At 58.1% G+C, this 22,888-nt stretch carries 14 protein-coding genes and 1 pseudogene; 2 read left to right on the forward strand and 13 right to left on the reverse strand.

From position 1 onward, the window contains the following. Positions 1-109 precede the first annotated feature (109 nt). Positions 110-2,878, forward strand: coding sequence for an RHS repeat domain-containing protein (locus KBY02_RS10735; RefSeq protein WP_225650331.1), 2,769 nt, complete (start codon positions 110-112; stop codon positions 2,876-2,878). Positions 2,879-3,002: 124 nt separating this feature from the next. Here KBY02_RS10735 and KBY02_RS10740 read toward each other — a convergent pair. Next, a pseudogene (locus KBY02_RS10740) lies at positions 3,003-3,175 on the reverse strand (mannose-1-phosphate guanylyltransferase/mannose-6-phosphate isomerase); the annotation flags it as partial. 63 nt (positions 3,176-3,238) lie between these two features. On the opposite strand from KBY02_RS10740, the gene KBY02_RS10745 reads away from it, so the two are divergent. Further along, on the forward strand, positions 3,239-6,022 hold the full coding sequence (locus KBY02_RS10745; protein ID WP_225650333.1) for an RHS repeat-associated core domain-containing protein: 2,784 nt from the start codon (positions 3,239-3,241) through the stop codon (positions 6,020-6,022). A 158-nt stretch (positions 6,023-6,180) separates the two neighbouring features. On the opposite strand, the gene KBY02_RS10750 is transcribed toward KBY02_RS10745, so the two are convergent. From KBY02_RS10750 to KBY02_RS10805, 12 genes are all read right to left on the reverse strand, one after another. Next, positions 6,181-7,632 carry a mannose-1-phosphate guanylyltransferase/mannose-6-phosphate isomerase gene (locus KBY02_RS10750; RefSeq protein ID WP_003415201.1) on the reverse strand — a complete coding sequence of 484 codons (1,452 nt, stop codon included), beginning with the start codon at positions 7,630-7,632 and terminating at the stop codon, positions 6,181-6,183. 119 nt (positions 7,633-7,751) lie between these two features. Further along, a complete protein-coding gene (locus KBY02_RS10755; protein WP_024640264.1) occupies positions 7,752-8,420 on the reverse strand; it encodes an alginate O-acetyltransferase AlgF in 669 nt (222 codons plus the stop codon). Between the two features lie 12 nt (positions 8,421-8,432). Further along, positions 8,433-9,608, reverse strand: a complete 1,176-nt coding sequence (locus KBY02_RS10760) for an alginate O-acetyltransferase (protein ID WP_225650340.1) — start codon at positions 9,606-9,608, stop codon at positions 8,433-8,435. 10 nt (positions 9,609-9,618) lie between these two features. Beyond that, positions 9,619-11,175 carry an MBOAT family O-acyltransferase gene (locus KBY02_RS10765; RefSeq protein ID WP_024643139.1) on the reverse strand — a complete coding sequence of 519 codons (1,557 nt, stop codon included), beginning with the start codon at positions 11,173-11,175 and terminating at the stop codon, positions 9,619-9,621. Between the two features lie 190 nt (positions 11,176-11,365). Further along, a complete protein-coding gene (locus KBY02_RS10770) occupies positions 11,366-12,502 on the reverse strand; it encodes a mannuronate-specific alginate lyase (protein WP_024643138.1) in 1,137 nt (378 codons plus the stop codon). Positions 12,503-12,510: 8 nt separating this feature from the next. Then, positions 12,511-13,950, reverse strand: coding sequence for an alginate O-acetyltransferase AlgX-related protein (locus KBY02_RS10775; protein ID WP_003408874.1), 1,440 nt, complete (start codon positions 13,948-13,950; stop codon positions 12,511-12,513). A 14-nt stretch (positions 13,951-13,964) separates the two neighbouring features. Continuing rightward, the gene (gene algG / locus KBY02_RS10780) at positions 13,965-15,575 is read right to left on the reverse strand and encodes a mannuronan 5-epimerase AlgG (RefSeq protein WP_024643137.1); all 1,611 of its coding nucleotides are present in this window, start codon (positions 15,573-15,575) and stop codon (positions 13,965-13,967) included. Between the two features lie 26 nt (positions 15,576-15,601). Continuing rightward, positions 15,602-17,086, reverse strand: coding sequence for an alginate export family protein (locus KBY02_RS10785; protein ID WP_011266797.1), 1,485 nt, complete (start codon positions 17,084-17,086; stop codon positions 15,602-15,604). Continuing rightward, positions 17,083-18,495, reverse strand: coding sequence for an alginate biosynthesis TPR repeat lipoprotein AlgK (algK, locus tag KBY02_RS10790; protein ID WP_011266798.1), 1,413 nt, complete (start codon positions 18,493-18,495; stop codon positions 17,083-17,085). The genes KBY02_RS10785 and algK overlap by 4 nt, the downstream gene beginning before the upstream one ends. Before the next feature lie 2 nt (positions 18,496-18,497). Further along, positions 18,498-19,670: an alginate biosynthesis protein Alg44 gene (locus tag KBY02_RS10795; RefSeq protein WP_011266799.1), complete on the reverse strand. Its 1,173-nt coding sequence runs from the start codon at positions 19,668-19,670 to the stop codon at positions 18,498-18,500. Positions 19,671-19,710: 40 nt separating this feature from the next. Next, positions 19,711-21,192, reverse strand: a complete 1,482-nt coding sequence (gene alg8 / locus KBY02_RS10800) for a mannuronan synthase (protein ID WP_002552255.1) — start codon at positions 21,190-21,192, stop codon at positions 19,711-19,713. A 100-nt stretch (positions 21,193-21,292) separates the two neighbouring features. Next, the gene (locus tag KBY02_RS10805; protein ID WP_024661232.1) at positions 21,293-22,609 is read right to left on the reverse strand and encodes a nucleotide sugar dehydrogenase; all 1,317 of its coding nucleotides are present in this window, start codon (positions 22,607-22,609) and stop codon (positions 21,293-21,295) included. Positions 22,610-22,888 lie beyond the last annotated feature (279 nt).

A 22,888-nucleotide genomic window follows, 5' to 3' on the forward strand; every position in this document is an offset into this window, starting at 1 on the left:
CTTGTTGTTCCACTGTCATAAGTGTCAGTAGGCGCTACGGCCCCACTTATCTAGAGTGTGGGACAGCGCGGAATCTTCCAGCTTCGTCGGACTTATGCAGGTGCCAGTCATGGTTGAACGCTCGATTGCCCTTCATCAGCACACGCCGGCATTACAGTTGGTGGACCCGCGTGGCTTGCCTGTGGCGTCGATTTTGCTGCATCGCTCAAGCATCGACCACGAGCCGGAACTCCGTACCAGCCAGGCGTCATTCGACCTTGCCAGTCGACCTGTCAGCCATTGGGATCCGCGCCTGTGGGCTGATCGGGCACCTGCCAATCTCAGCGTCATTCATTCGCTCGGCGGTCGGGTTCTGGCCAGCGACAGTGTGGACGCTGGCTGGCGAGTGTTGCTGGCGGGGGAGGCCGGGCAGGTAGTGGAAGCCTGGGACGCTCGGGGCGTTGTGCGACGTACTCAGTACGATGCGCTGCTAAGGCCCACCGAAGTTTTTGAAGATGAGCACTGCGTTGAGCGCTTGCTTTATGGCGGCCCTGACTCGACCGCATATAACCAGTGCGGTCAGTTGATTCGTCATGATGATCCGGCAGGTACGCGGCTTGACGATGCGTATGGTCTTTCGGGAAGTGTTATTCGTCAAACGCGGCGCTTTCTGCACTCTGCCAATGAGCCTGACTGGCCCGCGTCGCTGGCCGGGCGTGATGCCTTGCTGGAACCCGGCGACGGCGCAACCACCTGCTGGCACTACAACCCGTTGAACGAAACAATTCGGCAAATCGATGCGCAGGGCAATGTTCAGTTGCTGGATTACACCGTTGCGGGGCAGTTGAAAAACAGTCGTTTGCAACTGAACTGTCAGGCTGAACAGGTTTTGGTCAGTGCCATTCAATACGACGCGCAGCAGCGGGTGGTGTCGGAAACGGCTGGTAATGGTGTGATCAGCACGGCGCTCTATGCCACTGAAGACGGTCGTCTACTGGAGTTGAATGCCAGGCATGGCAATGGGCCGATGTTGCAGGACTTGCTCTACGGCTACGATCCCGTTGGCAATGTCATCCGTATCGAGGACCGCGCTCAGTCAACGGCTTATAACCGCAATCAGCGCATCGACCCTGTTTCGGCCTATGGCTACGACACGCTGTACCAACTGATCGAAGCCACAGGTCGGGAATCAGCGGTCGTCAATCACGGTCCGGTGTTTCCGGGTTTTCAAAGCCCTGCCGACCCTGCGCAACTGGCCAATTACACCCAGACCTACCGCTACGACGCGGGTGGCAACCTGCAACAGCTTACCCATACAGGCGCGCAGTCCCATTCGCGAACGCTGGTGACTGCGCGTTACAGCAACCGCAGTCTGCCGGTGATCAATGACCATATACCCGATGAAGCAGAAATCGCTGCAGCCTTCGACGCCAATGGCAATTTGCTCGCCCTGCAAGCCGGGCAAAACCTGAGCTGGGACCGGCGCAACCAGTTGCAGCAAGTGCGTCCAGTGGTTCGCGATGACGCTGCGGACGACAGCGAACGCTATATATACGACGCCAGCGGCCAGCGCCTGCGCAAGGTGCGTACCACGCAAGCCAAAACCATTACCCATACGGCCGATGTGCGTTACCTGCCCGGTCTTGAAATCCGTACCGATACGGCCACTGGCGAAACCCTGCACGTTGTTGTGGCCCAGGCCGGGCGCAATAACGTGCGCGTGCTGCATTGGGCGTCTGGAAAGCCCGACGCGCTTGAAAATGATCAGACTCGCTACACAGTGAACGACCACCTGGGGTCCGGCACGCTGGAACTGGACGGGCAGGCGCAGCGTGTCAGTCAGGAAAGTTATTACCCGTTCGGCGGCACGTCATGGTGGGCGGGGCGCAGTGCGATCAAGGCGAGTTACAAGACCGTGCGTTACTCGGGCAAGGAACGCGATGCGACGGGGCTTTATTATTACGGGATGCGGTATTACGCGCCGTGGTTGCAGCGCTGGATCAATCCGGACCCGGAGGGCGTTGAAAGCGGTTTGAATTTTTTTAATTTCAGTGCCAACAGCCCGATTGTGTTTGTCGATATCGGCGGGTTGACACCATTCCCTTTTGAAAAACTAAATAATCCGAAGGTATTGGCAGCAATCCGCAGCGGCTCCTATTTAGAGGCTCAAACTCTAGCTCGTGATGCGCGAGCTTTCAACGATGTAGCATCGATAAATGAGTGGCTGGTTTCATTGATGAGGGTTACAAAAATAAGTGATGCCAAAAGATTTGATAATAGGCTTAATAATACGCTATTGACAATGGATGTGCCGGATAGCAGTATTAAGTTAATCATTAAAAAAGTAAATTTTAGTACGGGCGCTCAGCGTGAGGAGTTGGCTTTTATAGTAAGTCATAAATTAAAGCTAAACCTTGTTCCTCCCACCATCGCCAAGGCAAAAATAGCGGTTCAGCAAATGATCGTAGGTGGGAAAAAAAACACAACTTCGGGAGTTAAGTTTCCGGAAGATGCCAAATTTTTTTACTACCTGGTGAATCAAATAGATGACAATTCAGGTAATCAACTTTGGCGGCAGGACGGCAGTGTGTATCTGATAGATCACGAATCGACGTTCTCAACAATAAACAATCAGGCGTACACGCTTGAAAATATAGACCTTCTGAGCGTTTTTGATGTGGACCGATGGGCCGCATTTAACAGTGTCGGAGGGGGGGAGTGGCGGAAGATTATTGCTCAGTCGGGTTCGACATTGAAGGACGCGGAGATAGACGCTTTTTTAAACCGTGTTGCACAAACAAAAATTTCTGTGCAAAAACATATTGATCAAGGAACGGCTTCTTTTGGGAAAAAGCGAAGTCTTATGCAGCGGGTGCTTAATAAAAAGACCGCCGGATAGCGTTTCTACTACGCGGTGAAGTTTGAGAATGAAATAAATTAAAAAATCCTCAACACCTCTCTGTGCATATCAATATACACAAAGAGCCGTTGAGGGCTGTCTCACTTGCAGCTAAAAGCGTCTGTTAGCGAGCGATAGTCTGGGTCTTCACACCCGCTTCCAGCGCGTTCGAACGACCGTAGCTATCTTCGAAACGCTCGATATCGTCTTCGCCCAGGTAGCTACCCGATTGCACGTCAATGATTTCCAACGGGATCTCGCCCGGGTTGTGAGTCTATGTGCCGAGTCAATCGTGATGGTTTCAAGCTGAAAAAGTATTCAGTGCACTACCTGGCAAGTCGGATCAAGGATGACTGAACCATGAATGCTACGAGCGCTGTCCTGCACCGTTACACCCCGCATCTACAGGTGGTAGATCCGCGTCGGCTGCTGACCGGTTCAGTCGTGTTCTGCCGTCTGAAGCCTGCTGAAGAACCGCAGGCCAGGCACAGTCATACGGCCTTTGATGTCGCGGGTCGTCCGTCGATGAGCTGGGATCCGCGCCTGTGGGCTGATCGGGCACCTGCCAATCTCAGCGTCATTCATTCGCTCAGCGGTCAGGTTCTGGCCAGCGACAGTGTGGACGCGGGCTGGCGGGTGTTGTTGGCGGGTGAGGCCGGGCAGGTGCTGGAGGCCTGGGATGGCCGGGGCATTGTGCGACGTACTGAGTACGATGCGCTGCTCAGGCCCACCGAGGTTTTTGAAGATGAGCACTGCGTCGAGCGCCTGCTTTATGGCGGCCCTGATTCGACCGTGTATAACCAGTGCGGTCAGTTGATTCGTCATGATGATCCGGCAGGCACGCGGCTTGATGATGCGTACGGTCTTTCGGGAAGTGTTATTCGTCAAACGCGGCGCTTTCTGCACTCTGCCAATGAGCCTGACTGGCCCGAGTCGCTGACCGGGCGTGATGTCTTGCTGGAACCCGGCGACGGCGCAACCACCTGCTGGCACTACAACCCGTTGAACGAAACAATTCGGCAAATCGATGCGCAGGGCAATGTTCAGTTGCTGGATTACACCGTTGCGGGGCAGTTGAAAAACAGTCGTTTGCAACTGAACTGTCAGGCTGAACAGGTTTTGGTCAGTGCCATTCAATACGACGCGCAGCAGCGGGTGGTGTCGGAAACGGCTGGCAATGGTGTGATCAGCACGGCGCTCTATGCCACTGAAGACGGTCGTCTGCTGGCGTTGAGTGCCAGACGGGCCGATGGGCTGATGCTGCAGGACTTGCTGTACGACTACGACCCGGTCGGTAATGTCATCCGTATCGAGGACCGCGCTCAGTCAACGGCTTATAACCGCAATCAGCGCATCGACCCTGTTTCGGCCTATGGCTACGACACGCTGTACCAACTGATCGAAGCCACAGGTCGGGAATCAGCGGTCGTCAATCACGGTCCGGTGTTTCCGGGTTTTCAAAGCCCTGCCGACCCTGCGCAACTGGCCAATTACACCCAGACCTACCGCTACGACGCGGGTGGCAACCTGCAACAGCTTACCCATACAGGCGCGCAGTCCCATTCGCGAACGCTGGTGACTGCGCGTTACAGCAACCGCAGTCTGCCGGTGATCAATGACCATATACCCGGTGAAGCTGAAATTGCTGCAGCCTTCGACGCCAATGGCAATTTGCTCGCCCTGCAAGCCGGGCAAGATCTGAGTTGGGATCGACGCAACCAGCTGCAGCAAGTGCGTCCAGTGGTTCGTGAATCCGGCAATGATGACAGCGAACGCTACAGCTACGACGCCAGCGGCCAGCGCCTGCGCAAGGTGCGTACCACGCAAGCCAAAACCATTACCCATACGGCCGATGTGCGTTACCTGCCCGGTCTTGAAATCCGTACCGATACGGCCACTGGCGAAACCCTGCACGTTGTTGTGGCCCAGGCCGGGCGCAATAACGTGCGCGTGCTGCATTGGGCGTCTGGAAAGCCCGACGCGCTTGAAAATGATCAGACTCGCTACACAGTGAACGACCACCTGGGGTCCGGCACGCTTGAACTGGACGCGCAGGGGCAACTGATCAGTCAGGAAAGTTACTACCCGTTTGGCGGAACATCATGGTGGGCAGGTCGAAATGCCATCGAAGCGAACTACAAGACCGTGCGTTACTCGGGCAAGGAACGCGATGCGACGGGGCTTTATTATTACGGGATGCGGTATTACGCGCCGTGGTTACAGCGCTGGATCAATCCGGACCCGGCTGGGCTTGAAGACGGGCTTAATCTATACGGTATGTTGAGAAACAATCCGCTCACCTTCATCGACGCTGCGGGAGAAGTCGCTGAAATCCCCAAGCATATTCATTACATCTGGTTGGGCGCTGCGGAACCACTGATGAAGCACCTGGGAGGGATTGAAAACACTTCTGTGCTGAACCCTGACTATCAATTGACGCTGCATCTGCATCTGGACCTGCGAAAGGGTGATGAAACGGAAATAGTTGCAGCGCTGCGCGGGCGAAGGAACGTCCATATTTCCGATCTCAGGGAAGAAGAATTTTTCAGAAAATTCCAGAAAACCCCGTCGTACGAGATTTATAAGGATTTGTATGGGGATGACCCTCGACACTACTCTGCATCCAGTGACGTGCTTCGCTACAGCTTGATCAACCATTATGGCGGTATTTATTCGGACACGGACGACATGTTCAAGCGCGGTGTCAGGGATACCGATTTCATTCCCAAGCCCAAGAGGATTTTCACGATGCGCCCGACGGACACACCTTGGAACCGGGATGAAATCGTGATTAACAATAATTCGTTCGCGTCACCTGCCAACAATCCGGTGCTGAGCACCTTGGAAAAGGAGATCGTCGACCGGTACAGCGTTTATCGTGAGACTGGCCTTGGCGCAGTGCTCAGTAGCACCGCCGATGTGAATGACAGGATGAGAATCGTTTCTGCTGTCACGGGGCCCAGGGTGTTCACAGAGGTATTGCTTAAAGAGGGGCGCGGGCTGAGCAAGCTGTTTTCAACGATGATCGATCACCATATTAAAGGTAAACCATTAAAAAACCCGAAGCGTTATCAGGCAGAAGCCCAAAAAAGAATGCCACTCTCGAACTTCATAAACATGGGAGGCAGCCACTCATGGAAATAGCGCCGGTGAGGCCGTATGAGCAACCTGAATATGAGAACCATCTGTTACAGGGCAATGATGGTCTGGATCTCACGATAAAAAGCCCTCGACAACACGTTGCGGGTAAGGCTACGCAACGTGTTGCCGAGGGCTGTCTCACTTGCAGCTAAAAGCGTCTGTCAGCGAGCGATTGTCTGTGTTTTCACACCCGCTTCAAGCGCGTTCGAGCGACCGTAGATGTCTTCGAAACGCTCGATGTCGTCTTCGCCCAGGTAGCTGCCCGATTGCACTTCGATGATTTCCAACGGGATCTTGCCCGGGTTGCGCAGGCGATGGACCGAGGCGATCGGGATGTAGGTGGACTGGTTTTCAGTGAGCAGGAACACGTTCTCGTCACAGGTGACCTGCGCAGTACCGGATACCACGATCCAGTGTTCGGCGCGGTGGTGGTGCATCTGCAGCGACAGGCAGGCGCCCGGCTTGACGGAGATACGCTTGACCTGGAAACGACCGCCCATGTCCACCGAATCGTAGGAGCCCCACGGACGGTACACTTCGAGGTGGTTCTGGGTCTCGGTGCGGCCCTGTTCGTTCAGGGTGGCGACCATCTGCTTGACGCCCTGGACCTTGTCCTTGTGGGCAATCATCATCGCGTCCTTGGTTTCGACGACCACGATGTTGTCCAGACCGATCACCGACACCAGTTTACCGTTGCCGTGGATCATGCAGTTGCGGCTGTCCTGGATGACGACGTCGCCCTTGGTGACGTTGCCGTTGGCGTCCTTGGCGTTGACTTCCCACAGCGACGACCAGCAGCCGACATCGCTCCAGCCGGCCGACAGCGGTACAACGCAGGCGCGCTGGGTTTTTTCCATGACCGCGTAGTCGATGGAGTTGTCCGGGCAGCAGGCGAAGGTCGAGGAGTCGATTTCAAGCGCGTCGCCGTCCTGCACGCTGCGCTCGAGGGTCAGCAGGCAGGTGTCGTAGATGTCCGGATCATGCTTTTTCAGCTCTTCGAGGAAGCGGCTGGCGCGGAACAGGAACATGCCGCTGTTCCAGTAGTAACCACCGGCTTCAACGAACTCCTTGGCGCGTTTTTCGTCAGGTTTTTCGACGAACTGCGACACGCGGCTGACGCCTTCCGGCAGCAGGGCATCGGCGGTGGACTTGATGTAGCCGTAGCCGGTTTCAGGCTTGTTGGCCGGTACGCCGAACAGCACCATTTCGCCGCGTTCTGCGGCGACGGTTGCCAGTGCCAGTGCACGTTGCAGGGCTTTCTGGTCTTCGATGACGTGGTCGGCTGGCAGCACCAGCATCAGGCCGTCATTGCCTTCATTGACCAGCTTCATGGCGGTCAGTGCAACGGCGGGTGCCGTGTTGCGGCCGAACGGTTCCATGAGGATCGCCTGGGTTTCCAGGTTCAATGCAGCGAGCTGCTCGTTGACGATGAAACGGTGGTCCTTGTTGCAGACCACGATAGGCTCCTGCATGCCCTCGAACACCAGACGCTCCAGGGTTTGCTGGAACAGGGTGTGCTCGCCGGTCAACGCCAGGAACTGTTTAGGGAATTGTTTACGCGAAAGCGGCCAGAGTCGTGAACCACTACCGCCTGACAAGATAACTGGAATCATTTTGTTTCTCCAAAAGCATTCAATTAGGGCTGTACGAGGTGTCTGTCGTTTCTGTCTTGTTCTTGTTCCGCGCGGGCCGGTTCAGTGCTGATGCCCTGAACCGGCCGGCATAATCCGTATTAGCGGGTTGCGACCGGTGGCTTGACCCACACTGGCGAGAGGCTGCTGCCGCTGCCGGTGATGTAGAGCACAGCGGCTTCGCCACGCTCCAGTGCCACAGGTTTCACATCGGTGACTTTCTTGTCGCCGTCGTACAGCGCCAGGCTGACCTTGACCGGGTTGATTTCACGCTCGCCGGTGCCTTTTGCCGCTACAGCCTTGACCACATCGGTCTTGCCGTCAGCGGTTTTCAGGGTCAGGGACTTGTCGCTCAGGTTCTGCACACGAACCAGGGATTTCTGCTTGTTCTTGAACGGTGGCTCTTCGACCAGCTGTGGTTTGCCGCTGGCGTTGTTGACGATGGTGTAATAGTGATCACCGGCCAGTTTCACCGGCAGGCTCTGGCTGCCCAGCTTGGCGGTGTAGTCGCCCTGCGGCATGAAGCTGAACGCAGTGCTGCCCAGTGGCGCCACTTCGTTGAGGTTGGTGTTGCCAACGGTGGCGTTGATTTCGGCGTTGCTGGCGTTGTAGACACGCACGAAGGTCGAGCCTTTTGGTGCGGTCGGGCCGTACAGGGCGGAGTCGCCGGCGAAAGCCTGCAGGGACATCAGGCCCAGACCTGCGGCCATTGCGCAGGTTTTGAACAGGCGTTTTGCGGCCGAACGGTTGGCAGTAGTGTTGAAAGTCATGAGTCAGTCCTCTCAGTTTTGCGCCCGGTTGGGCGACTCGGATTGTTTGGCGTTGAGCGCCACGTTTTCTTGGGTGTCACGCGATTTCTTCAGCTCGGCGATCCACTTCGGATCGAACTCGCCAAGATCGTTGTGTGCTGGCAGGTAGCGCTCCGGGAATTCCCAGATCACCACTTGCGGAGGGGTGTTCTTGAAGGCATCGGTCTGCAGGTACTTGAGCATCGGCAGGATCGGGCCATGGCCGTCTTCGGCGTAGTTGACGACATCGCTGCGCAGCGCTTCTTTCAGGGCGCCGACGAAGTTCCAGTTAGGGTTGGCGCTGTAGCTGGTGCCCACCAGACCCACCGGGATGTCGCTGTCTGCGAACAGTGCGTCACCGCCTGCCGCTTCGCCTGCTACCGGATCGGTACTGCGTTTCTGCAACTCGTCCGGCTTGGGCAGCATGTTGCTGAACAGCGGATCGAGCGGCAGGAATGTAGTCAGGTCGCCTTTGTAGGCTTCGGTTCCCTTGGCTTGTGTGACGAACTGCTCAGGTTCGCCTTCCAGTGGCGTTTTCTGGGCAATCGCGGCGCTCAGTTGCTGCGCGGCGACTTCGGCACCCATTGGCGTCCAGTGCGTGTCGGTACGCAGGAAAACCTGGCCCTGTTGCTTGGCAGCTTGCAGCGGCGCCAGCAGGTCCGGGGCAAAGATCCCGGCCTTGGCCACCTGGGCGTGGAACTGCTGATACAGGTCGGCGTGCAGACTGGCAGGCTTGGTGTTACCGATGTGTTCCGGGTACAGACGGATCTTCGCCGGAACAATCGCCAGGACCAGTTTGGTGCCCTGTTTTTCCAGTGCGTCACGCACACCCTGAATGATCGCCAGGTTGTCGGCTTCGTTCTGCTCGCCGTTGGCAACCGCGTCGAACTCTTCGTCGGTGTACAGCCACTGGTCCTTGCCGAGCACGACGCCCGGACGACCTTCGTTGAACAGTTTGAAATCCAGCGCCGCCCAGAGGTTGGTGCCCAGGCGCTTGATAGGGAACTCATCGTCGTAATGAGTTTCCGCCGCCTTGGTCCACTTGCCGTTGAGCACAGTGGTTTCCGCCGACGTCGAGAAGGTGCTGAAACTGCGCAGCGACCAGATCCCGAGGACCAGCAGAATGCCCAGAAAGAGGGCGATATAGAGGATTCGTAATGAACGGGTCATGTCAGGCTCCTCAGAACTGGAAGTAAAGGAACGGCGAGAAGCTTTGCGCCGAAAGTTTGAGAATCGAAGCCACGAACAGCAGCAGGATCAGTGCGCGCATGGCGTAACGTGGCCAGTCGGCTTCCCAATAGGCCGGTTGCACCTGAGCTTCGCTGCCCACGGTGTAGCCAGGCATATGCAGGCTGCCAGGCGCGTCGCCAGGAACTGCCTTGATGGTGCCCGGTTGAGCGGTTGCAGGACCGTCGGCCTTGGTGCTCTTGCCGGTGTCTTTTTCGCGGTTCTGGTAGAAGTCACGCAGACCGAAGAACGCCAGCGTCAGATAAGCCACCACCAGCGTTGCCACTTGCAGACCGGTCAGGCTGGCGCGGTTGAGTTCGGACAATTGCCACTCGCCGAAGCTGAACATGGCGCTGTACATACGACCGGCGACGTGCAGGTTTTCAGCGCGGAAGATGACCCAGCCTATGACCACCAGCAGGAAGGTCAGTGCCCAGCGAATCACATTGAAGCTGTAAGGCTTGGTGTTGATACCGACCGCTTTTTCGATCGCCAGCCACATGCCGTGCCAGGCACCCCAGATGATGTAGGTGACGTTGGCACCGTGCCACAGACCGCCGAGCAGCATGGTCAGGAACAGGTTGCGGTAGGTCGCGACCTTGCCGCCACGGTTGCCGCCCAGGGTGATGTACAGATAGTCACGCAGCCAGGTGGACAGGCTGATGTGCCAGCGACGCCAGAACTCGGTGATCGACTGGCTGATGTAAGGCTGTTTGAAGTTTTCCATGAAGCGGAAACCCATCATCAGACCCAGGCCGATGGCCATGTCGCTGTAACCGGAGAAGTCGAAGTACAGCTGCGCGGTGTAGGCCAGCGCCCCCAGCCAGGCATCGCCGGTGGTCGGGTTCTGCAGGGCGAAGCAGTGGTCGGCGACCACGGCCAGGGTGTCGGCGATGAACACTTTCTTGATGAAGCCCTGCATGAAGCGCGTGGCACCTTCGGAGAACTTGTCCAGCGTGTGGGTACGGTTGTTGAACTGGTCGGCCAGATCACGGAAACGCAGTACAGGGCCGGCGATCAGGTGCGGGAAGATCGCGACGAATGCAGCGAAGTCGATCAGGTTGCGCGTGGCCGGGGTGTCGCCGCGGTACACATCGATGATGTAACTGATGGACTCGAAGACATAGAACGAGATACCGATCGGCAACAGCACGTGAGTCAGGATGAACGGTTCCAGACCCATCGAGGTCATGGCTGCGTTGATGCTGTCCACGCCGAAGTTGGCGTATTTGAAGTAGCCCAGAATACACAGGTCCACAATCACGCCAAGCAGCAACCACTTCTGTGCCGGCTTGGTCCGCACACCTGCTGCGCCCACCTTGAGACCGATCCAGTAGTTCCAGACGGTCACGCCGATGAACAGCGCCAGAAAGTCCACTCGCCACCAGGCGTAGAAGATATAGCTGGCAATCAGCAGCAGCAGATTGCGATAGCGTTGCCCGCTCAGATAGTACAAGCCGAGGAAGATCGGCATGAACAGGAACAGGAACACGTTGGATGAGAAAACCATCCTTATCTCTCCGTTTGTCCAACATTCAAGGGCTCAAAGCCCCCCCAAACCCCCCGTTGAAATTGGGGGGTAAAACACGTCGCGTTACGGCTTGTCGGTGAAGCAGCTCAGGCGAGGTCCGGTCTTACGGATTTAGCGCCTGGGCGTGCCTCTTCGCGAGCAAGCTCGCTCCCACAAAGAACTCTGTGAATCACGAACCGTCGTTATCGCCCTTGTCGCCTTTCTCGTGCGAGGGGTCGTAGACCTTGGTCAGGTCACCGCCCAGGCGGAACGTCTTGAACGGCTGCTTTTCGTGTTTCTCTTCCAGCACATCCGGGCTGCAGGTGTAGAGCGAGCAGTACGGTTCGAGCCAGGCGAATTTCGGATCTTTCTTCAGGTCCGTCATGTCCTGTTTCTCGCCGTTGTGTTCAGCGAATATCGAAGGGTCTTTGACGCCGGCCAGAACCCGGTCACCCAGACGCTTCAGGGCGCCATTGTTTTCCGGACGCAGATCCACGCCGTTGGCCTGGGCGAAGCTGGCAATCATCGCGAGCGGTGGCAATGCGTAGTTGTGATACGACAGTGCACGCTGACGACGCTTCATCTCGTTGGGCAGGAAACCGTCCTTGTCCACTTGATTGGCAGCGACCTTGTATTCCTTCACGGCCCAGTCGAACAGGTCCTGACGATTGGTGGCGACAGCGGTTGCCATCACTGACCAGGCAGCCCAGTACGAGTGGTTGTTGATCTTATCCAGCGGCAGATTGCTCCAGTCGCTGACCACCTGATCGGCCAGTTTGCTGAACCAGGCTTCGATGATCTTCGCGTCCTGCTGACGATTGGCCAGCGGGTGCGACTCGGAGAACTTCAGGCGCAGGTAGGCGGAGGACATGCTGCCCAGAGCCCATTTGCGCATGGATTTACCGGTGTGGTTGAACTCGCGCGACTCCAGCGCATCGGCCTTGGCCCAGGTGGTCATCATGTTCAGCGCGCAATCGAGTTGTTCCGGACGACCGTCGCGCATGTACTGCATCACGACTTTGCTGACGCCACGCTCAAGGGTGGTGATGTCCTTGGTCGCATCACGGAACGCTTCTTCGGATACCGCATTGAGCGTTGCGCGTGCCTTGTCCGAACCCTCGTACTTGCTGCGGAACACCAGCTTGTCGGTGTAGGGCTTTGGAATGGCTTCACAACTGAAGTTGTGATCGCCAGTCTTGATTTTTTCGATCGGGGCGTCATAGCCCTTGGGTGGAACCAGTGCGGCGGATGCGCCCGTGGCCCAGGCCATCGATGACAGGATTGCCATCGACAGCAGGGTAGGGCGAATCAGTTTAGGAGTCTGCATAAGTCACCTCATAGTCCGGCTTGAGCGGTGTGTGTCGCAGCGCTCGGGAACACGTTGCGTTTGCATACTTTGGCTTCGACTTTTTGTGGTGCCGTGCCTGCTTCCGGTCCCTGGATTTCCAGCGCCAGCAGTTGCTGGTTGGCCCAATCCTCATCCTCGCGCAATTCAAAGGCGAAGCGTCCATCGGTGTCTGACGTTTCCGGTTTCTCGATTTTCAGATCCTCGTGGCGACCGTTCATGTACCAGAGCCTGGCCTGAAGGACTTTCACCGAGGTGTCGTCAAACTTGATGTCGATCTGATTGCTGCCGTTGCGAATGTCCTTGATGCCATTCTTGCCGTTGACCAACACTTCGTTGGTGCCCGGCTTGAGGGTGGTGCTGGCGCTCATCACGGCAGGCTTGCCTTCACAGCCGTTGTCCAGCAGCGACATCATCTGGCGATAGATGGTCTCCTGATCCAGGCGATACAGCGGCGAGAATTCCCAGATGAGAATTTTCGGCGGACGCTTCTGGAAGTCTTCACTGCCCAGGTACTGCAGCATCGAACCTTCCAGGCCACCACCAGGGAACGCCACGTTCAACACGTCAGCGCCCATGTATTCCTGGAGGAAGCCAGCGAAGTTGTAGTTCTTGCCGCTGTGGCTGGTACCGACCAGGGTGATTTCCGGGTTACCGGAATCGCCGAACAGGTCGCCGTCGCCTGCCTCACCCTTGGGCTCGGTGGTGAACTGGTCCATGTACTGGATCGCGTAACTGGTGCCGCACAATTGACCCGCCATATTGTGCAAAGTGCCCGTCTTGCCCATGCGTCCGGAAATATGACTTTCGAACTCACGCTTGGGGATGTCGCTGTAACCCGGAACTTTCTTCACGGTTTCGGCAACGATCTTCGCCGTACGCTGCGCGCCATACGGCGTCCAGTGCTGGTCACCGCGGAAGTAGAAGTCATGCGCCTGCTGCTCGTTGGTCAACGGCGACAGGTCAGGGACCCAATAGCCCATCTTGCTGAAGCGGCCGAGCATGGCCTGATAGTTTTTCAGCGCCTTGTCGTAGTCGAACTTGTCGCGTTCGGCCGGGAACAATTTGTTGCGATCCACCAGACCACGGGTCGGCTGATAAACTACGACCAGTTCGACGCCTTTGCTCTTGAACGCATCGTGCAGTTCTTTCATGCGGCGATAGCCGGCAGGCGTGGTGTCGAACTCGGTGCGCAGGTCTTCCTGAGTCCGGAACAGCCAGTCGCCCTGCGCCTGGACCAGCGTGGTGAAGTTCTGCTGATAGCGCGTGGTGTAGTTTTTCGCGTCATGCGCGGCCGGGCACAGCGAGCAGCAAGGCTCGGCCTTGAACGTCGGCGCTTGCGAGTCGTCTGCCCGAGCGACACCCGCGGCGGCCATCAAGGCGGCGGTGAGGCTGGACAGGCTCAACAGCTTGATCAGATGTGCGTGCATAACAATACCCTTCCTCATTCCCGCAGCTCGGTCTGGCTTTCGACGGGGTCGATCAATACGGCTTTTTTCTGGCGTACCAGCAGATCGAGGATTTCGTCCTGGCGCTCACCGAGGACGCCGTTGAGGCTGATGCCGACTTCTTTGGTAGGCATCAGCATCGAGACGCGATACAGCTCGACACTCAGTGGCGAGTCGATGGACAGCGGGCCGGAGCCATTGCTGGACAGTTCGCCGCCAACCATGATCAGCGATACCTGAGCATCGAACGGGTCGAGCTCGATGTCGCGGTCGGTGTCGCTCAAGTCCTTGATGTGGCCGTAGACGCCCATCAGGCCGTTGCCCATGGCGACGTTCTCGTACAGCTTGATGTTCACACTGTTACGTACGCGGATACCGTGGCGGCGGTTGGCGATCACGCGATTGCCCCACAGCAGGTTGTTGCCGCTTTCGTACAGGGTGATGCCGTCGGTGTGGTTCTGGTAAATCTCGTTGTAGGCGACGATGTTGCCGACGCTGTTACGGTCCAGAACCACGCCGGACAATTTGTTGTTGTGGCTCTTGTTGCGGAAGATGAAGCTGTTGTCCACTTCCCGGGAAATGATGATGCCGTGCTTCTTCTTGGTCCCGTAAACGTCGTTTTCGGCGATGATCAGACCGTGCGAACGGTCGTGCGGGTCAATGCCGTAAATGATGTTGTCGCGGTAGGTGTTGCCCTTGACCACGAAGTCACGGGTTTCATAGCAGTAGAAGCCGTACCACATGTCCGAGAATTCTGAATCGATGATCCAGCCGGTCGGTTCGGGACGCTTGAGCACCTTCGCGGTGTTGGGCGTGTACTGGGAAATACTGATGCCGTAGGACTTGCTCTGGTCGTAGCCCAGGCTCGCCATTTTGGTGTTGGCGATCCAGGTTTCCGAGCCACCCCAGGTCAGCAGGAACGGGCGAAACTCTTCAGGCTTGCGATAGGTCGCCAGGCTGTTGCGGGTTTCACTCCAGCCATTGACCTGAGTGTGAGTGATCAGCATCTTGCCTTCACTGACGATGAACGAACCCTTTTCCTGAGACAGACGCAATTCCTTGGTCTTGCTGTCGATCTCGAAGGTCCCGGTTTCCTTGATCAGGATCGGCAGGCGCGCCACGTAGACACCTGGCGAGACTTCGTTGAGGAACTGCTTGGGCACCTTCCTGGCCAGGTCCTGCAGGTTCACGTAGCCGTCGGAAATCATGATCGCCTGCGGGATGCCGCGCTGACGGTTGACCCATTCGGCCATCTTGTTGTCACCGCCGATGAATTCCTTCAGGCCGGTTTCTTCCATCATCCGCGAAACAGTGACCTTGCCCGGCTTGTTGCGCACGATCTTTTTCAAGGCGGCTTCGGCGGTGTAGCCCTTGAGGTCGGGCAACACCGGCTTGGCCATTTCCAGCGGCGCGGTCGGCGGGCTGGTGATGGTGTAGGTCTTGGCCTGGTGCAATTCTTTGACCACCGCCTTCTGTGCGTCGGGTACGACAGGCGCGTTGGCCAGCGCCACACCGCTGGCCAGCAGCAGGGCGCTGGTCAGCAGTGCGCTTTCGAGCAGGGCGTGCGGCCAGTGCCGGCTGCGCCCGTTGCTTGTATGACTGTTCATCTCTGGCACTCCTTTGGCGGTTCGCATCAGAAGCGCCAGATGACGTCGACAACAGCGCGGTGCATGTAGCTGTCCACGTTGTTCTGATACGCGTCGCCTGGCTTGAAGACACCTGCGCGCAGGCGCACCAGTGCCGAAGGTTCATCGAACGACTGGCTCAGCGAAGCCGGCAACAGGCCTTGCTTGAAGTACTTGGTCACGACCAGGTCCATTTCCTGACCCAGGTCCTTGCTGCCGTCTTCCAGTGGCAGCGAGCTGAACGTACCGTCCTGGTTGTCGTTCACCGCGTTGATGCCCGAGCCGCCGATACCGGTGTTGCCGTCCACGCGACGGAACTTGTGGTAGATCAGCGATGCGTCGTATTCCTCGTTCATCTGCCACGAAGCGAACAGCGAGCCGGTTTCCACGTTGGCCATTTCGCCCTGGAAGGCCTCGCCGAAGCGATGGATGCGCGAACGCGTGCCGGTCCAGTTGGAGCGGTTACTTTCCAGACCGTTCTGGACGTAGTCCTTGCTGGCGCGCGAGTAGGCGGCGCCGACTTGCCATTGCGGGTCCAGGCGCAGGCGCAGGCCCAGGTCGGTGGCCCAGCCATTCATGTCACGGCTGTTCTTTTCGCCGGCGATGAACTGGTCGTTGGGAGCAGAGGTCACGCCGATTTCGTCGCGCGTTCCGTTCAGCCAGGTCAGGCTGCCCCAGTAGTTGAGCTGATTGGTGTTGCTGCGATAGTTGTAGGCATCGCTGTCAGCCTGCAGGCCGACCCAGGTCAGATCGCCATTGGACGTCTTGTCCAGATCATCCAGCACCTGGCCCTGCGACTTGAGTTTGCCGTCGTCAGCACTGTGGTGAGCGCGGATACCGGCCCAGTTGCCTGGTGTCCACTGATAGCTGACCGAGCCGAACAGGTGCTTGCGATCTTCATCGTCAGGTGCCAGTTCGGTCAGGTCGGTGCGGTATTCGCTGAAACGCTGGGCAGCACCCAGTTCAGCGCGCAACAGTGTGGTATCGAACGACCAGTTGATGGCCTCGATGTTGGTGTCGTGCCATTGACCGTCGTCATTGCGCAGACGCTGACGACCGATTTTCAGGATCTCGCCAGGGTAGGGCGTGAAACCGCTGTAGCCGATCCAGAACTCACGCAGTGCCGCGTAGGTTTTGTCGGCTTCGCGCTCGCTGGCGGTGCCACGCGAAGTCTGGGTGCCGCTGCCGTCGCTGTTGCTCTGCTCCAGCGGGTCGGTCTGAATGATGTCGGTGGCGGTGACCACCTGGCCCATCGCGTAACCGCTCCAGTCGCCGCGCTCGCCATAGACCCAGGGACGCAGGTCCAGGCCCACACCGTTGACGTCGCCGCCCGAACGGGTGCCCAGATCGCGATCATCCTCGGCCTGCGCCGTGGCTTTGATTTCGATACCGAAATTCTGCGGTTGTTCGGTCAGCGCTGCCAGCGTCGGGCAGGCCCACAACAGGGTGAAGCCAAGGCCCATGCCGGCGGCCATCAGGGGATTCAACTTCATAATGCTTCCTCACCGTCTTTTTCTTCTTGCAGGGCCTGCAATGCCATCGCGTTCTGAGTGGCGGTAGCGCCCCGGACTTTTTGCTCGCGTGCCAACAGGTCTTTGGCGGTGGCGAGCTTTTCAGGCGGCAGTTGTGTATTGAGGGCCTCGGCAAGCTCGGTCGCTTGCGGGGTCTGACTGGCCAGCGCCAGTTGCGCGAACACCCAGGCGTTGACCGGGTCGGGCATAGTGCCCTTGCCCTGCGAGAACAGCTGCGCAAGGGCGAAGTCGGCGCTGTTCTGGCCACCACGGGCGGCGGTCAGCAGCTCGTCCACGGCTTTTTGCGAGTAGACCTGGCCCAGGTAGCCGCGACGGTAGATCTGACCCAGGTAGTAATGGGCAGAGATTTCCGTTGCGGTGGCTTTCTTCAGGTGCTCCTCGGCCTTGACGGCATCGGGCGTGACCCATTTACCCTCGTAGTACAGGCGTCCGAGCAGCAGCTCGGCGCGTGGCTGATCCGCCGCGCGGCCGTTGTTCAGGTATTCCATCATCTTGTTGACGTCGCCCAGTTCGGGGAAGTCGTAAAGCAGTTTGGCCAGCGTGACCCATGAGATCGGGTAGCCCGGCGCAACGCTTTCCAGCAATTGCTGAGCGGTCTTTTCGTCCGGCGTACCGATGGTGGAGTCACCCAGTACGCGCGCCACGCTGTCCACTCGTTGGGCATTGACGCGGCCAGCGGCGTATTCGCTCTTGAGCTTTTCGATCAAGGCCGTGCGTTGCTCGGCCTGGCCGCGTGTCTGGTAGACAGTGGCCAGTTCGACGTAGCAGATATCCGTGGCCGACAGTGCCTGCTTGCAGATGCTCTCGACCTCGTCGAGGTGTTGAGCATAAGTGCCCTGGGTGCGATACAGCAGCACCTGAGCCAGACCTGCTTCCGGATAACCGGCGGCGCGCCACTCGCTGATCTTCTGCTGCGCATTCACTTCAGGGAAGGTGTGCGGGTACTGCAGATACAGCATGGCCAGCGGGATCAGCGTGCCGGATTCGCCATTGGCGAAGGCCTTCTTCAGCAGGCCTTCGGCTTCGCGGTGTTCGGCTTCTGTGGCATCGGGCTTGGCCGCCAGCAGACGGCCCAGGCGCGACTGCGCACGAGGCGACGTCTCTGCTGCAGCACGATAAGTGGCCTCGGCCTGCTTGAGCTGAGCGGGGTCGCGAGTCGCGACCTGAATATCGGCCAGGCCGACTTGCGCGTCGCTATAGCCCAGGTCCGCCAGCTGCCGATAGTTCTGCTCCGCCAATGCCGTGTCGCCGTTTTTCAGGGCTTCATTGGCAAGGCGTTGATCAGGCAGGCCGGCACAGCCGCTCAGGCCGAGCGCGACGGCGAGGCTCAATAGCGTGGGGGTCGACAGGCGTCGTAGTGGGCTGTTCATGGTTACAGACCCGCAGCCATGGCTTTATCGATCAGCCAGTTCACGGACGGGCCGCGATCGCTGACCACTTCGACAGGGCGACCGGCAAGCGAGCTGCTCAGGCTTTCGTCAGGCTTGATCTGCACGCGGATGTCGGTAGACAGGTCGGCGTCGCTCAGGTTGGTGCTGCTGACGATCTGGCCGGTGCGCAGTTTGTCTTCGCCAGCGATCTGGAAGCTGACACGTGTGCCTGGCTTGACGTCGTTGAACTGGCGATAGGTGAAGCGTGCTTCAACCGTGGCCGGCGCGTTGCGTGGCACCAGTTGGAAGATCACCTGACCCTTGGACGCGAACTGACCGTCGGCCACCAGTTGGCGAGCCACGACGCAATCGCACGGGCTGGTCATGGTGCCGCTCATCTGCTTGCCATACAGCTCTTCGATCTTGGCTGGCTGCAGGTCTTCACCGGTCAGGCTGCCCTTGAGCATTTCCAGCATGCTGGTGTTGAAGGACGCCAGTGGTGCGCCTTTGGCGGCTTCGCCGTTCGGGGCGACCAGGCTTTGCACGGTACCTTCACGCGGCATGGTCACGTCCATGCTTGGAATGGTGACCAGGCCGGCCGATGCATGGCTGACGAAGTACAGGCCATAGATTGTCTTGAAGATGAAGCCGAAAGCGGCCAGACCGACAATGAACACGCCCAGGCTGAACGTTACGGCGCGCAGGCGACCCATGGCGCTCATGCCGCCGTCCTTGCCCTTGACCTTGCGTGCCTTGGTGAAGTTGTCGCGCTGCAGCGTGGCCAGCACTTCGCCCAGGGTGACGACTTCGCCGGACAGGTGCGAGGTGATCAGGTGGCGCAGGGTTGCGATGTCCTGAGGTTCCAGGTTCTGGAACTGGCAACCGATGCGGTTGCTGGCGTTGTCGATCGAGCGCACTTGCAGATCGACGTCCATGGCCAGGCCAAGGTTGTCGATGATGAATTGCAGGCGTCCCTTGACGATCTGACCTTCGCTGAATTTCTGCCCGGATGGAGCAACGAAGCTCAGGCCACCGGCCGACAGGTCTTCGACACGTACCAGTGGCGCGTTGGGCTGATCATTCAGCAGGCGCAGCTTGGCAGGGATCTTGATCCGCGCGTGTTGGCGCTGGGCTTCGGATTCATGTACGACGTTCGCATTCACGGCTGTATTCATGGCTATTTTTCCTACTTAAGCGATTAATCCGTTGGCCCGGTCAAACCATCGTCAACAGCACAGCGACGAAGATGGTGCCAGCCGAGAAAGTCATGGTTCGGGACGACCACGTGTTGAACCAGCCCTGAAAGCTGGCCATGTCGCGGCTTAGTTTGGTGTCCTGGCGAGTCCAGGACTGGCGGTCCAGGCGGAAGAAGACATAGATCTTCATCAGCGCACCGACGATCTGGTTGTAATAGAGAATGATCGGGTAGGCAGGCCCGATCCTGTGTCCCGAGAGGGACAGCAGCAGGGTGAGGATCAGGCGGGTCATGCCGATCCACAGCAGATACATCAGCAGGAACGCGCCGCCATACTTGAAGCTGGCGATCAGGGCGACGGTCAGACCGAGAATGGAGGTCCACATCGACACACGCTGGTCAAACAGCACGATGCTGGTGAAGATCCCCAGGCGACGTACGCCCAGACCCAGTGCACGCGAGTTCTGACGCAGGTTGTTGCCGTACCAGCGATACATCAGCTTGCGGCTGGCCTTCAGGAAGCTCTTCTCGGGCGGGTGTTCCACGGTGTTGATCGCTGCGTCCGGCACGTAGAACGTGTCGTAACCCAGGCGCATCAGGCTGAACCAGCTGGACTTGTCGTCGCCGGTCAGGAAGCGGAAGGTGCCCAGACGCCAGTGATTGAGCGAGTCGCTTTCCACGTCGGCAATGAACTCGGGGTCGGTTACCACGGTTGCGCGGAACACCGACATGCGACCGGTCATGGTCAACACGCGTTTGGACAGGGCCATCGAGCACATGTTGATGTGACGCTGAGCGAAACGCAGCTTGTGCCACTCGCTCATGATGTAGCCGCCACGCACTTCACAGAACTCGTTGGTGGTCAGGCCGCCGACATTGTCGAACAGCTGGAACCACGGTACGGTCTTGGCGACCACACCTTCGTTGAGCACGGTGTCGCCGTCGATCACCGCAACCACGGCACGGCTGTCAGGCAAGTGCCGCGAGATGGCACGGAAGCCATAGGCCAGGCCATCGCGCTTGCCGGTGCCCGGGATGCGTACGAAGTCCAGCTTGACGCGCTCCGGCGGATTGAACTTGGCCCACATGCTCTTGACCAGCAGCTCATCGGACATTTCCACCAGCGAGCAGACGATCGTCGTCGGCAGGCCGCAGTCGATGGCTTCGCGGATAACCGAGTTGTAGACCTGTGCGGTGGTCAGCGCGTCGATACGAAAGCTGGTGACCATCAGAAACACATGGGACGGGTCTGCTGCGCTGCCCAGCTTGCGAACCTTGCGGCGCAAGTGCGGGTACACGATGTACAGGAAAATCATCCCGCGCACGAAGTGCGTGATCCCCATCGAGTAGCGCCAGATGCCAACGGCGCCAATCAGGAATATAAAGTTCTTCGACTGTGAGTCGAAGATACTGGTAGGCAATGCCGCGGCAAGGCCCATGAGTAAACTTAAATAGAACAGCCAACCTGCGGCCTGTAACAGGCCGTGCTTGAGCCTCTGCATAATCGTATCCCTAAGTCAGTTGCGAGCCTCAAGCCCCAGGCTGCAAGCACATTGCTTGAGCCTGTGGCCTGGAGCCTGGCGCTTGTGGCTTGCGGCTGATTTACCAGCAGATACCTTCGGCACGACCGTCTTCGCTGGTGGCGTTGGCCATGAAGCCCACCAGATCGATGACGCGCTTGCCTTCAGGGGTCTTGTTGGCGAGGGCGCGGAAACGCTCATCGCGGTTGCCGAGGATGATGACGTCGGAGTCATTGATGACCTGGTCGAAGTCCGAGTTCAGCAGCGAGGAAACGTGCGGAATCTTGGATTCGATGTAGTCCTTGTTGGCGCCGTGAACGCGTGCATATTCAACGTTGCTGTCGAAGATGCTCAGTTCGAAGCCCTTGCCGATCAGCATTTCGGCCAGCTCTACCAGCGGGCTTTCACGCAGATCGTCAGTGCCGGCCTTGAAGCTCAGACCCAGCAGTGCAACCTTGCGGGTGTCGTAGCTGGCAACCATGTCGAACGCGTTCTGCACTTGCGAGGTGTTACTGCGCATCAGCGAGTTGAGCAGGGGGGCTTCAACGTCCAGGCTGCTGGCGCGGTAGGTCAGGGCGCGAACGTCTTTCGGCAGGCACGAGCCGCCGAATGCGAAGCCAGGGCGCATGTAGTACTGGGACAGGTTCAGCGCCTTGTCCTGGCAGACCACGTCCATCACTTCACGGCCATCGACGCCGACAGCCTTGGCAATGTTGCCGATTTCGTTGGCGAAAGTAACCTTGGTGGCGTGCCACACGTTGCAGGTGTACTTGATCATCTCGGCAACGGCGATGTCCTTGCGGATGATCGGTGCATCGAGTTCTTCGTACAGCGATTGCAGAACGTCGCCCGACGCTTTGTCGAACTCGCCGATGACGGTCATTGGCGGCAGGTCGTAGTCCTTGATCGCAGTACTTTCGCGCAGGAACTCAGGGTTGACGGCGACACCGAAGTCAACACCGGCTTTCTTGCCGGAGCAGTCTTCCAGAATCGGGATAACGACGTTGGCAACAGTGCCCGGCAGTACGGTACTGCGAACCACGATAGTGTGGCGGGTGGCTTTGTCACGCAGGACATAACCGATTTCGCGGCACACCGACTCAATGTAATCCAGTTCCAGATCGCCGTTCTTCTTGCTCGGCGTACCGACGCAGATCATCGACAGATCGGTGGCGCGAATGGCTTCGGCGAAGTCTGTAGTGCCGCGCAGTTTTCCGGTAGTGATACCTTTCTGCAACAGCTCTTCCAGACCCGGTTCAACGATAGGTGATTTGCCGTTGTTGATCAGGTCGATCTTGGTGCTGGAAATATCCACACCCACTACTTCGTGACCGCGGGCAGACAGGCAACCGGCACAGACTGCACCGACATAACCCAAACCAAATATGCTGATACGCATCGTATTCTCCTCGATTTTTCACGCCATAGATTGGCTGGATATTAATTTTGGCCAGCAGATGTCACGCGCTATCCCTTACGGCTAACAACGCCGTAGAACTAACGCAGGCATATTTAATGAGTGAGTGCCCAAAACAAGTAAGGCGAACTCAAATGACACTAAGTGCAAGCGGCAAGTAACCTGTCCTTTCGGTCAGGGCCCTGCTCTCCTTGGATGCAGTAAACCACTCCTTGTTCGACGATTGACGGCGGACCTCTGTGAGACTGCCTCTGGCGCTAG

This window comes from Pseudomonas sp. P129 (assembly GCF_020312195.1).
In the GTDB taxonomy this organism is placed as follows: domain Bacteria; phylum Pseudomonadota; class Gammaproteobacteria; order Pseudomonadales; family Pseudomonadaceae; genus Aquipseudomonas; species Aquipseudomonas fragariae.